This is a genomic window from Rhizobium sp. UGM030330-04 (assembly GCF_003208455.1).
Taxonomy (GTDB): Bacteria; Pseudomonadota; Alphaproteobacteria; order Rhizobiales; family Rhizobiaceae; genus Agrobacterium; species Agrobacterium rhizogenes_A.
In genome coordinates, this window is the sequence record NZ_QKML01000021.1 from 26494 (window position 1) to 38982 (window position 12489).

Here is a 12489-nt window from a genome sequence, read left to right on the forward strand (position 1 = left end):
TTCAAGGGTCGATAACGAAACGGAGTTCGTATCGGCCATGTCAAATTCCAGAGAAGTATCAAACTCCCGGAATGCGGATGCAGCGCTGGCGCTCTGGCGTTTTGGCCTTGGAGCACGGGAAGGCGATATTGCCGCGATCAGCGACGCCCCGCGCGATCTCCTGCGTCTGGAAATCACCGAACGCGCCACGCCCGTGCCGGTGAATGCCCGATTGCACTCCAGCGCCGACCTGCTTGCGGCACTTGCCGATTATAACCGGCAGGTGAAGGCGGAAAGGGAAAGACCGGCTGTGGTTACAGCCTCCGCCAATGGCGGTGAAGCCGGGCAGACTGAAAAATCCATGGGGCAGTCATCGCAGGCAATGGCGACGGCCGCAAATACGATGGACAAGGCGGGTATGCCGCCCAACCCGGGCATGCAGGCCGGGGCGAAACCGGAGACCCTCGCTTCGAAAAGACCGTATCTTCCCCAGCAAATCCTGCTTGCGGAGACGGATGCCCGCTTCAACGGCACGATACATCAGCCGCTGATCGGTTTTAGCGAACGGTTGGCAATGTTCTGGGCCAATCATTTCGCGGTGGCGATCAGCAAGGGAGGCGATGTCCACATGCTGGCCGGCGCCTTCGAGCGGGAGGCAATTCGCCCGCATCTCTTCGGAAATTTCGAAGAGATGCTCATCGCGGTCGAGACCCACCCGGCAATGCTGTTCTTTCTCGACAACCAGCAATCGGTCGGACCGAACTCGAGGGCCAACAGGAACGGCAAGCGCGGCCTCAACGAAAATCTGGCGCGCGAAATCATGGAGCTTCATACGCTTGGCGTGGATGGCGGCTACACTCAGGCGGACGTGACTTCGCTGGCCCGGATCATTACCGGCTGGGGTGTCTATCGCGATGAAAAACATCCCGGTCCGATGGGTCGCTTCTATTTCAACGACAACAATCACGAGCCGGGCGACCAGACGCTGCTGGGCATCACCTATGGCGACAACGGCGAACAGCAGGGACGCGCTGCATTGCGTGATCTGGCCCGGCATCCGGCAACAGCGCGTCACCTTGCCTACAAGCTGGTGCGATATTTCGTGAGCGACCAGCCGCCTCCGGAACTGGTGGCGAAGGTGGCCGCCGCCTATACCAAAAGCCATGGCGATCTTTCCGCCACCTATCTGGCGATGATCGATGACGAACAGTCCTGGAGCCCGGCCCTTACCAAGCTCAGGCCGCCGCTGGACTTTGTGGTGGCCATGATCCGCTCCAGCGGGATCACGCCGAAACCCGAGCAAATCCTGTCGGTGCTCAAGGCTCTGGGGCAGCCGCTGTGGAATCCATCCGGGCCGAACGGCTTTCCCGATGTGACCGCCGGCTGGGGATCGTCCGAAGGGCTTGCGACCCGCATCGATGCCGCCAGTCTTTTTGCCCATCAGATATCCGATGCGGTCGACCCCCGCGGTTTCATGGCAGACCGGATGGGGCCACTTTTGTCCGAAGAAACCAGGCAGGCCGTCCAGCGTGCGCAGACCAAGGCGCAGGGACTGACGATCGCATTCCTTTCACCCGAATTTCAGAGGCGTTGACCATGCTGTGTGAACATCTTTCCCCAACTCGCCGTGCCGTTCTCGGCGCGAGCGGCGCCCTGTTCGCCTGGGCTTTCATGCCACGCTTTGCCTATGCGGCCGGCGGGCGCGACCCGCGTTTCGTCACCATTATCCTGCGTGGCGCACTTGACGGACTGACAGCGGCGCCACCCGTCGGCGACCCCGATTATGAAGCGCTGCGCCAGCAGATTGCCCTTCGGACGGAAGGCGACAATCCGGCGCTCGAACTGGACGGCTTTTTTGCCCTGCACCCGTCTCTTCGCAACTTCCAGAGGCTTTACAGAAAAGGCGAGGCAGCGATCGTGCATGCCAGCGCGACGGGATATCGCGACCGTTCGCATTTCGACGGGCAGGACGTCCTCGAATCCGGATTTCCAACGCCCGGTCATGTGGAGACCGGCTGGCTGAACCGGCTACTCGAGCAAATGCCGGCCGGCGAAACCATCAACCCTGCTTCCGGCGGCGGCCTGCGCGGCCTTGCCGTCGGCGCCAGCGCGCCGCTGGTCATTCGCGGCAAGGCGCCGATCCTCGGCTGGTCACCCGCCATTCTCAAACCCGCGGATGGCGATCTCGCGCCGCGCCTCGCCGATCTCTACGGACAGACGGACCCCATGCTGGCGGGCCTGCTCGCGGAAGGAATTCAGACCGGCAAGATCGCTTCCGGCGTTAACATCAAGGCCACCGGAGGACCGGGTGACCCTGCCGGCATGGAACAGATGGCGCGTGGCGCGGCGCGGTTGATCGCTCACCCGGAAGGGCCGCGTGTCGCAGCCCTCGCCTTCGAAGGGTGGGATACGCACGCGCAGGAAGTCGATCGGCTGTCGAAGCTTCTTCTCGGGCTCGACAATGCGCTCGCCGCCTTTGAACAGGAGCTGGGGCCGGTATGGAAGGACACGGCGATCCTCGTCGCCACCGAATTCGGCCGGACAGCGCGCATCAACGGCACGGAGGGCACCGACCACGGAACGGCGACGACCGCCTTTCTCGCGGGCGGCAGCATACGCGGCGGCAGAGTGATCGCCGACTGGCCGGGCCTGAAGGTGCCGCAACTGCGTGACGGGCGCGACCTTGCGCCCACAACCGATCTGAGGGCGATCATCAAGGGACTGGCGATCGATCATCTCGGCGCGAGCAGCGCAATGCTTGACAGGGCGGTGTTCCCGGGCTCGGAGGCCATCAAGCCCTTGAGAGGGCTGATCGTCTGAAGCCTGCGCCGTCTCTTCAGCGACCCGCTCCGCCATCCGAGGTAATATTGATGATGGCGGACGCGCCCACCTGAACAAATGAATATTCGACCGGGCTTCGCGTCCACCGGGCCATCGTGCTTTCTATCGCGTCATTCTTGTCGAGATTATCCGGTGCACCAAGCCGCTTCGACAAGGCATCCAGAAAACCGGCGGGCCTCGCCGTGGAATATGCGCATGCCTTGTGTCCGTTCGGACCAGTGGCAATCCAGAAAGACAACGACTCGGCTTCGTCGCGCCAGCCCACGACCTCAACCGAACCGCCATTATAGGCGACGAAATGACGGCGCCAATCCTCGGTTTCCGCGTCGGTCATACGCGGCCAGCCAAGTTCCTCACCCTTGACCAGCACCGCCTGCACCGTGGGCGCTTCGCAGATATCGAGAAGGCGGTCAGCCGTCATGTCCACCGGCATGGCCACAGCGACTGCGAAATCCACGAATGCGGCGCAAATGCCGCCAACAGTCATCACCCCCAGGTAACGAAGGGGATTTACACGCTCTGCTTTCATTTCTTCCGCCCCGGTTCACCATCCTTGATGATTTTTTCGTGGTCCGAACAGCCCCATAAATAAATGCGGCGACAAGGATCAAACGACGCAAAACGGCCCCGGACGCGCATTGCCGCTGAAACGCCCGGCACCATTGCGTCAATAGATTAGCCTGCAAGGCTGTTCGATGAAACCTGCGGCTGTTACATCATGAGAATTGAAATGGCCTTTCGCCTCATGCGCCGCACCCGTTGCGGTCCGGACACGCATATATCTCGACCGGCGCTCAGGACCTCGCCGGACAGATGCTGATATAAATGCAGGGAGACCGTCATGCGCAAACTGATCCACGCCATTGCATCGCTGTTGTTCGTCGCGCCGCCCGCCACGGCGGCCGATCGCACGGTCGAGATCGGCACCGATGTCGCCGGTTTCCTCATCTTCCATCCGGACGATCTTGCCCACCGGGCGGCGGATCCTATCGCTTGGTACGCCTATAGTTTCGCATACAGGAAAGAGTCCGCCGCCGGACGTCTCGTCGGTTTTGGAACGGGGTCGGATGGTGGTTTCCTGATCAGGCTGACCATGGGCCAGCCGACCGCCACCGAGGTCAAGTTTGCCGGCGCGCACTGGAGCTATCCGCTGATTGTCAGGCACGGCCAGGTTTATCTCGACAATACCGACGGGTTGCCCGGCGAGGAAAAGATGGACGATCCCGCCGATTTTCCCGACCGGTGGTTTTCCCTGCCGAACGGCTCCTATCGCGTCGATGTGCGGGCAATCGCCAGATCGCGCCCCGGCGCTCCAAAGAACCTTCCCGACTATGTGGTCAGCTTCAGTCCTGTCGCCGATATTGCCGGGATCGCGATTGCTGAAAACCTGCCGGATCTGCGGCAGGCGCCTGACTGGCAGGCAAAGCCCGGCGGATCGCAGGATGCCGGTTTCGGACTGTGGCAGAGTGCCGAACCGGGCACCCGCTCGCTGCCCGGGCTGGCAGCGGCCGGCGACGACGTGGTTCCCGGCCAAACCTACCGGCTGGAAACCACCGAGGCCGATTACGAGAGCTATCGCGAAGCGATGGGAGCGTTTCGGGTCCTGACGTTCGCGCATCAACCGGTTGGCGTGCTGGCCCGGATCAATGGCGCATCGTTCATGCCGAAGCGAGGCGGGTGGATCGAATTTTCGCCCGAAACGCCGGTGATGGTGAAAGCCACATCCGCCGATGGACAGGTGGCCTTCGATTTGATCGTCAGGCCCGACATGCAAGCCGACACCGCCGAGGTTGAAACATTCAGGGCATTGATCGTGAAGGCGATCCGGACAGCGCAGGAAAAAACGTCGGCATTCGAAGAAGAACGCTTCGTCGCACTCGATGAGCCGGAGGCGGTGACCAGCTGGGCCCTGATGCATCTCTCCCTACCGGCGAGCATGAAGATCGACATATACCGCCATGGCGCTCGCGAGCGAATTCGACTGATCACGGAGGCGATCAAGAATCCGCGATGACGCGGTATCCGACACTAAAGGAGCCCGCGAGGCAAAGGAACGCCTCCTCACCAGACGGGCGAGGAGACCGCAAAGTCCCTGGTGATCCCGCATCACCGAAACACGTGCTGTTTGATCTGGCGCACAGACGGGGGACGCGCGCTCCCGCACATTGTTCCCACGCCGTCTCACGATCCGCGCTGCGGTAAACTGTCCATCGCGGGTGAATTGGCAGGGTGGCGATGCAAGGCAAGTTTCAGAGGCTGTTCGGGCGGGGATTCCGGCAATGATCGCAAAGGCGACGACATGGCAGAAGGGGATGCGCATTCTGTGCGCGCTTGCCCTGTTCGCCATCGGTTTCGCCCATCGCGTGCCGATAGCCGAAGCCGGTTTCGCCGGGACTGAAATCTCCGCCTATATGCTGCCGGACGGCAGCCTGCCGGATCTTTGCCACACTTTCGATCACGACGATGGCCAGTCCCACCCCGACCGGCACGCAATTGTTCCCGTCTGCGAGGTTTGCCGGATCGTGGCCGGCATCCTGCTGCCGCAGCCGGCCGATATGACCGGCAGGCCGCTCCTCATCGAGACCGGTGAAGGTTTCGTGGCGGATACGGCCGCATTCAGGCCATCGGTTCTTCTGATGAGCGCCGCGCCGCGCGCACCACCCATTTCCGTCTGACCGCATGAAAGGCGTGTCCCTGCGACAGCCCTGAGGCTTGCGGGCCGGCAGACGGGTTTCTCTCCTTCCCTCCCCGATGCCGCCCCAGGCCGGCCATGGCCACCGTTTTTCCGGAACGGCGCCGGATTTCCAGCTCTTCCGCCGCGTTGATCGGCGGGGTGCCGGGATCGGACGGGCTGGCAGGCGACACGCAGTTCATCCACCCGGTCTCCGCCGGCATCGGAGACCACGCCCCCAATCTTGCCCCGCCCCGCCATGCGCCGAACCTGCTTCCGCTTCAAGGCGGCTGGCTGGTGGCCTGCGGTAGCCATAAGGCGGTGTCGAGCCGCGACGATATCTGCGTGGCACCTATCGTCCATTCCGACGGTTTCGCTGTCACCGTGCCGGTTGCGGCGCGATGAGGAGCGGCGGTCTGCTACGCTCAGGCGCGCAGGTGGACCTCCACATTGCCAAGCGAGGCGCGCAGCGTCTCGATCCGCCGCTCATCCATCAGGCTGAAGGCGGTCGACAGGGCGTCGGCGGTGGCGGCATCGTCGGCCACGACGGAAATACGGGCATAACGGCTTGCCGTCAGGCCGGTGCGCGGATCGAGGATATGGCCGAAACGGCCGGCACTGTCGAAATGGAAGCCCGCGCCCGCCGAAGTGGCCACCGCCCGGTCGATGATATCAAGAACCATATCGGGGCGGGTGGCATCTTCCGATTGCGCAAGGCCGATACGCCATGGCGCACCCTGCGCATTGGCGCCGATAGCGCGGTTTTCCCCCATGTCCACCAGGCTGCTGGTCACACCCGCATCGCGCAGCAGGGCGACAATCCGGTCGGTCACATATCCCTGGGCGACACCATTCAACGTCAAAGCCATGCCGCGCTGCGGCAGCGAGATACGGTTCCGGTCGAAATGCACCCTGTCGAAACCCACCAGCGCCAGCGCCTTGCGCATATCCCTGGCCGAAGGGCCGGCGGGATCGGCACCATCGCGTGAAAAATGCCGGGCATGCAGCAGCCAGAGCGGCTGTATCGTCGGATCGAACGCGCCCTCCGCGAGCCCGTAGAAGCTGCGGCACAGGTCCAGCAGCTCCACCATCTCGGAAGGTGGCGCGGCCAGCACGCCGGTGCGGTTGAGCTCGGCCAGCGCCGACCCTTCGCGGAACAGGCTGAAAATATCTTCGAGACGCGAAACCTCGGCCACAACCCGGCGCAGCAGCCGTTCGGCTTCGGCGCGGTTCTCATGGTTCAGCACCAGCGTTGCCGGCGCGCCAAGCGCCTGCCCCCGCCAGATGACCGGCGATGCCCCGGCAAACCCCTTGCCGGGCAGAAGCGGCAGACCGGCGAAGGCGGCCATGAGCGTGATGAAGCGGCGGCGGCCCGGCCTGCCATTCCCGTATCCGTCACGATGTCTGTCATCCATGGTCATGCGCTCCCCCGGCCAGCGCATCATCCGCCGCCTCGACGCCCGCACCGAGAATGTAGCTCTCCGGCAGATCGTCAAATTTCACCACTTCGCCACCATTGCTACCGGCAAAGTCCCTGGCGGCGGCCTCTTCGGAAAAGGGCACGGCTTCCTCCGCGCCCATGCCGCCGCGACGCGCGCTACCGATCACAAAGAAGGCCTTGCGGGCATCGACCCAGTTCTCCGCACCGGGCTTGTCCCAGCTTGGAGCCCGCCCCATGTCCGAGACATAGATTGCCGCGATCTCCTTCGGTTCGTCCGGCAGCATGGTGAAGGCCACCGTGTCGCGCGCTGAGGAGAACCATATGGCTTCCGGTATCTGGCGCAGGATGATCTGCCCTTTCGGCCCGGCATGTTCCAGCACGTTCATGCCGCAATATCGACCCATGGCCTCGGCGGTGAGCGAAAAGGGCGGCGGCGTTTCCGCCTGCTGCTCATTTTCGCAGGCGGCAAGCAGCAGCGAAGCCACAAGAACAAGGGCAAAACGGACCGTTTTCATACGTCCCTCCTTGAGAAAAACAGCGAAGCGAGGCCGAGCGGAACAACCGTCCAGGCGCAAAGGGCGGCGAGCAGCACGCCACCGGTGAGGATGGAGTTTTTGGCAAGCCCGCCCATGCCGGAAAGGGCCGCCGCCCCGCCGCTGCCGAGATTGAGGAGCCGATAGGCATCCGTCGGATTGGCGAGCAGCAGGAAATCCAGCAATCCGCCGGGCAACGAACGGCCCTGTGCCGCCACCAGTCCGCCAAGCAGGGCCATGTCGTAGATCAGCACGAAGAACAGCCAGATGCCGATCGTCACGCCGCCGGCCGTGCTGCGCTCCGAAGATAGCGCACTGACGAGATAACCGATGGCGACGAAGACCGCACCGAGCAGCACGGACGATGCCGTCATGGAAATAAACGACAGCCAGCCCTCAAGACCGGTGGCGCCGCCCATCAGCGCCAGCGCAAGCGCCGCCATGCCATATCCGCAGGTGGTGGCGAAGCAGAGGATGGCGATGTGGCCGAGAAACTTGCCCAGAACGATCTGGCTGCGCCCCACCGGATAGGCGAGCAGCAGCAGCATGGTGCCACGCTCCACCTCACCCACGATGGCGTCGTGGGAAATCAGCAGCGCGATCAACGGCACAAGAAAGATCGTCAGGCTGGAGAGACTGACGATGACCACATCCATGCGGCTGGCGCCGACATTGCCGGTCGGCGCGCTGCCGAGAAACGTCAGCGTCAGGGCGAGCATTGCCAGCAGCAATGTCGTGGCCAGCACCCAGCGATTGCGCATGCCTTCGCGAATTTCCTTCCCCGCAATGATCAGGATGTTGCTCACGACGCGGCTCCCTGGCTGTTCAGGAAATGGGCATAGAGATCATCGAGCGTCGGCTCGATGAGGCTCAGGGCTTCGATGCCGGTGGCAACCGCGGTGAGGCGGTGCAGCAGCGGCAGCCTTGCGGCGTGCGCCACCTCCGTTTCCCAGCCGCCGTCGCCGGTCGGTGTCCACCGGGCGGTGTGATCGGCGGGTGCTGCGGCTTCAGCCCCGCCGGCCGTGCGGATACGGATACGCGACGGCAGGCTGGCGAGCCGTCTCAGATCATCCAGCGTACCATCGGCAATGCGCACACCACGATTGACGATGATGACGCGTCCAGCCCGGTCTTCCAGTTCCCCCAGCGCATGCGACGACAGGAGGACCGTCGCACCGCCTGCCCGCAATTCATCGACAAGGTTGTAGAAATTGCGCCGCAGGGCCGGGTCGAGGCCACTGGTCGGTTCATCGAGCAGCAGAACCCTTGGTGCACCGAGCAATGCCTGGGCAAGGCCAAGCCTCTGCCGCATACCCTTGGAATAGGTGCGAATGGGCCTGTCGGCGGCCGTGGCGTCAAGGCCGACACGCTCGAACAGGCTGTCGGCGGATTGCATGGGCACGCGTTTGAGGCGGGCGTAGAAGGCAAGCGTTTCCCGCCCCGTCAGCGCCAGATGGAAAGACACGCTTTCCGGCAGGTAACCAAGCGCCTGACGCACGGCGAAATCGCCATTCGCCGGGTTCTCGCCCAGCACCTCCACATGCCCCGACGTCGGGCGAATAAGCCCGAGCAGCAATTTGATCAGCGTGGTTTTTCCCGCGCCATTGTGGCCGACCAGAGCTACGGTCTCCCCTTCATGGAGATCGAAGCTCAGCTCGCGCAGCGCATTGACCTTGCCGCCATAGGTCTTGGTCACATCGTGAACGCTTACGGTCGGGCTCATGAGCGTGGCTCCCTGGGGGGCTGGGGCGGCGACATCAAGGGATGACTGTCGGTGACCCCGCCCGGCAAAAGGGCTGGAAACCGCGCCTGCGCCCAGCGCACCACCTGCACGGCGGGGCTGCTGGTCAGCACCCGCGCCTGCGGCGCGGTCCACAGCACGCGGTCAATCAGATCATTCGGGCGATAGGGATTGTCGGCTATGCCGTCACCATCCAGATCGAAAGCGGGGTTGTCGCTCCAGTAATTGCCGCGCCCCTTTTCCGACCAGTCGACATAACGCGTGCCGACATATTTGACCTGGTTGCGATTGGCGATGAAGGCATTGCCGCTCATCATGTTGCCTTCCGAACCGGCGGTGAAATGAATGCCGATATCGCAACCTTCGAAACGATTGTCGCGCAGGCGGTTGCGGTTGGCATTGTAGATGAAGACGCATTTTTCCGGCCCGGGTCGCATTCCCGAGGTATCCGCGGCAGTCTCGCCATCGGCGGCCGGCACACCATGTTCCTGCGAGCGGATGCCGCGTTCGCTCCAGCGCGATGCGGGCTGCATATGGCCGCGCACCGTATTGCCGGTGACGGTGGAACTGTTGGCGTAATTCAAAAGCAGGCCGTGGTCCCGGTCACCGTCGGAGACGTTTCCGGTGATCTTCAGACGGCTGGAAAACATGATGGCGTATCCCACCGAATTGCCGGTGGAGACATTGTCGCTGATCTCGCTGTCGTCGGTATACATGTAATGGATGGCAAATCGCAGATTGCTGAACCTGTTGCCGCTGAACACGTTGCGTTTGCTGGCATTGGTGGCGATGCCGTCGCGGCCGAAGCTGATGTCGTTGCCGGTGACGCGCGCGCCGGGCGCATTCCAGACCGTCACGCCATTGCCGGTTTCGCTGAGCCGGCCTTCGCCGGTGCCAATGATGACGTTGTCGCGCGCCATGGAATCGTCGGCGCCATGCAGATAAATCCCGTAGAGATTGCCTTCAATGCGGTTCTTCTCGACGACTGCCCGTTTTGCGGTGCGGGCAACGAACACGCCGGAATTCATGTCCTCAAGCGACCCGCCGGAGCCGGTGACGGTCATGCCACTGAAGATCACATCCTCGGCCGTAATCGTGACGACGCTGCCCTGACCATTGCCACGGATCGCCGCTCCCGGCTCGCCGCGCATGGTGATGGAGGTGGCGACGGTGATCGGGCCTGAAAATTCGCCGCTTTCCAGAACCAGTTCGTCACCCGGCCGGGCATGGTCGATGGCGTGTTGAAGCGAGGGGGTCGCGGCAGCGGAAAGGCGGATGGTTTCGGCATCCGCCAGGCTGGGGATGGCGGCGACAACCGCCACCATCCCCCATCTCGCCGCATCTTTTGGATGCCTCATGCCTTTTTCGGCTCCACCAGCATACGGCCCTTCATTTCCATGTGCATGGCATGGCAGAACCACGAGCAATAATACCACCACACACCGGGCTTATCGGCCCTGAAGGTGACGGATGCCGTGGCCTGCGGCGCCACTTCCATGTTGATGCCGTAATTGATGATCGAGAAGCCGTGAGTCAGGTCTTCCACCTCGTCGATGTTGGTGACGTAAACCGTTACCTCGTCGCCCTGCTTGACGGTGAAGCTCTCCAGACCGAAGGCAGGCGCCGCCGAGGTCATGTAGACACGGACCTTGTCGCCGTCACGGATGACCTCCGAGTCGATCAGCAGGTCGATGTTGTCGGCTTTCGCCTGCGCCACCGCATCGGCGAAAAAGCTGTCGTCGCGGCTCCAGATGCTGACCGGGTTGATCTTCGAATTATGGACGATGGTTGCATCATGCGGCTCGGCAAAGGTGGGGTTGTCATGCACCAGCACCATCTCGTCGCCGGAAATATCGATCAGCTGATCGTTTTCGGGCTTCAGCGGACCGACATTGAGATAGCGGTCCTTCGAGAACTTGTTGAGCGAGATGAGCCACTTGCCATCGGCGTCCTTGGTCTGGCCCATGGATGTGTGGTTATGGCCGGGCTGATACTGGACATCGAGCTTCTGGCGGATGGGATTGACCTTCTCGCCCTTGTAGGCGCGCTTGGCATCCTCAAGGTTCCACTTGCAGATCTGGCTGTCGATGAACAGGGTGGTATAGCAATTGCCACGACCGTCATAGGCGGTGTGAAGCGGGCCAAGACCGAGTTCGGGTTCGGCAACGACGGCATCGCGCGGCTTGATCTTGTCGTCGAAGAGATCGTCGAACAGGCGCACGTCGAAGACCGTGACGGTCGGCGACAGCTTGCCGTTGGCGACGATGTGGATGCCGTCGGGCGCAGTGTTCATGCCGTGCGGGCCGTTTGACACCGGAATGTAGCGGGTGAACTTCGAGCCGTGGCGACCGTCAAGCACCGGCACGCCGCCCATTTCCTTGAATTCACCCTTGGCGACCGCTTCCTCGATGCGCTTCAGATTGAAGACGACGATCCAGTCCTGATCCTTCGCCATCATCTCCTGAAGGTTCACGCCTTCCTCGGAATTGTAGCAGGTGGCGAAGGCATATTTGCCCTGATAGTCGGCATCGACATTGTCGAGATTGCCGTCAACCATCACCTGCCAGGCAACCTTCATCGTGTCGCCGTCAATGGCCGAGAAGATGGCATGATACTGCTTGTGATCGTCGAGAACCGAACCGTCATTGGGGATCGGCACCCGGTCCTCGCCATTGGCGAAGACATAACCGGTGCGCGGGTATTTCTGCACACGCAGGCCATGAACCGTGTGCTGGTTGGGCAGCTGGATAATCTTGTCGCATTTCATCACGTCGAGGCGAATGCGGCAGACACGGGTATTGGCCTTGTCGTTGGCGAAGAGATAACGGCCGTCATAGGTGCCTTCCGTGAAGGAAGGATGCGGGTGGTGCAGGTCACCGTTGAGATAGATCCCGCCCTTGTCCTTCAGATATTCCTTCGTTTCGGGCAACAGCCCTTCCGTCAGGATCTTGCGGCTTTCATTGGTCTGGCCCCAGCCGGTGGCGCTGTCACGGTTGAACACCGGAATGCGCATCAGCTCGCGCATCGACGGCAGGCCAAGGATGCGGACTTCGCCGCTGTGGCCGCCCGAGAAAAAGACGTAATATTCGTCCAGCTCGCCGGGCTTGACCTCGAAGGCCTGCCCGCCTGCGGCAAGCGCCGGCGCCGCCGTGATGCTGGAAACCGCCAGCGCGCCGCCGACCGTCGCCGCGCCCGCCACCGCGGCAACCGCCGTGGAGCCGAGAAGCTGGCGCCTGCTGAGGCCAGTTTCGATATTTCGATCCGACATGTCTTCTCTCCTTTG

At 62.6% G+C, this 12489-nt stretch carries 12 protein-coding genes; 5 read left to right on the top strand and 7 right to left on the bottom strand.

From position 1 onward, the window contains the following. Window positions 1-37 precede the first annotated feature (37 nt). Both N434_RS23800 and N434_RS23805 read left to right on the top strand, forming a co-directional pair. Entirely contained in the window at window positions 38-1573 is a 1536-nt protein-coding gene (locus N434_RS23800) for a DUF1800 domain-containing protein (protein WP_110760571.1), read from the top strand. A gap of 2 nt (window positions 1574-1575) precedes the next feature. After that, window positions 1576-2799, top strand: coding sequence for a DUF1501 domain-containing protein (locus tag N434_RS23805; protein ID WP_110760572.1), 1224 nt, complete (start codon window positions 1576-1578; stop codon window positions 2797-2799). A gap of 16 nt (window positions 2800-2815) precedes the next feature. Here the strand turns inward: N434_RS23805 and N434_RS23810 are convergent, their stop codons facing one another. Further along, entirely contained in the window at window positions 2816-3349 is a 534-nt protein-coding gene (locus N434_RS23810; protein ID WP_110760573.1) for a hypothetical protein, read from the bottom strand. A 312-nt stretch (window positions 3350-3661) separates the two neighbouring features. Between N434_RS23810 and N434_RS23815 the strand changes: the two genes are divergently transcribed. From N434_RS23815 to N434_RS23825, 3 genes are all read left to right on the top strand, one after another. Next, window positions 3662-4834 carry a DUF6386 family protein gene (locus N434_RS23815; protein ID WP_110760574.1) on the top strand — a complete coding sequence of 391 codons (1173 nt, stop codon included), beginning with the start codon at window positions 3662-3664 and terminating at the stop codon, window positions 4832-4834. Between the two features lie 265 nt (window positions 4835-5099). Next, window positions 5100-5495: a hypothetical protein gene (locus N434_RS23820; protein WP_110760575.1), complete on the top strand. Its 396-nt coding sequence runs from the start codon at window positions 5100-5102 to the stop codon at window positions 5493-5495. A 95-nt stretch (window positions 5496-5590) separates the two neighbouring features. After that, a complete protein-coding gene (locus N434_RS23825; protein ID WP_110760576.1) occupies window positions 5591-5896 on the top strand; it encodes a hypothetical protein in 306 nt (101 codons plus the stop codon). A gap of 20 nt (window positions 5897-5916) precedes the next feature. Here the strand turns inward: N434_RS23825 and N434_RS23830 are convergent, their stop codons facing one another. The 6 genes from N434_RS23830 to nosZ are packed head-to-tail and all read right to left on the bottom strand — an operon-like array spanning window position 5917 to window position 12474. Continuing rightward, window positions 5917-6906 carry an FAD:protein FMN transferase gene (locus tag N434_RS23830; RefSeq protein ID WP_110760599.1) on the bottom strand — a complete coding sequence of 330 codons (990 nt, stop codon included), beginning with the start codon at window positions 6904-6906 and terminating at the stop codon, window positions 5917-5919. Then, window positions 6899-7447: a nitrous oxide reductase accessory protein NosL gene (locus N434_RS23835; protein ID WP_110760577.1), complete on the bottom strand. Its 549-nt coding sequence runs from the start codon at window positions 7445-7447 to the stop codon at window positions 6899-6901. Before N434_RS23835 ends, N434_RS23830 begins: the two co-directional genes overlap by 8 nt. After that, entirely contained in the window at window positions 7444-8271 is an 828-nt protein-coding gene (locus N434_RS23840; RefSeq protein WP_110760578.1) for an ABC transporter permease, read from the bottom strand. Before N434_RS23840 ends, N434_RS23835 begins: the two co-directional genes overlap by 4 nt. Further along, window positions 8268-9188 carry an ABC transporter ATP-binding protein gene (locus tag N434_RS23845; RefSeq protein ID WP_110760579.1) on the bottom strand — a complete coding sequence of 307 codons (921 nt, stop codon included), beginning with the start codon at window positions 9186-9188 and terminating at the stop codon, window positions 8268-8270. Before N434_RS23845 ends, N434_RS23840 begins: the two co-directional genes overlap by 4 nt. Next, window positions 9185-10564 carry a nitrous oxide reductase family maturation protein NosD gene (locus tag N434_RS23850; protein WP_110760580.1) on the bottom strand — a complete coding sequence of 460 codons (1380 nt, stop codon included), beginning with the start codon at window positions 10562-10564 and terminating at the stop codon, window positions 9185-9187. Before N434_RS23850 ends, N434_RS23845 begins: the two co-directional genes overlap by 4 nt. Further along, complete coding sequence (gene nosZ, locus N434_RS23855) at window positions 10561-12474, bottom strand: TAT-dependent nitrous-oxide reductase (RefSeq protein WP_110760581.1); 1914 nt, start codon at window positions 12472-12474, stop codon at window positions 10561-10563. The genes N434_RS23850 and nosZ overlap by 4 nt, the downstream gene beginning before the upstream one ends. Window positions 12475-12489 lie beyond the last annotated feature (15 nt).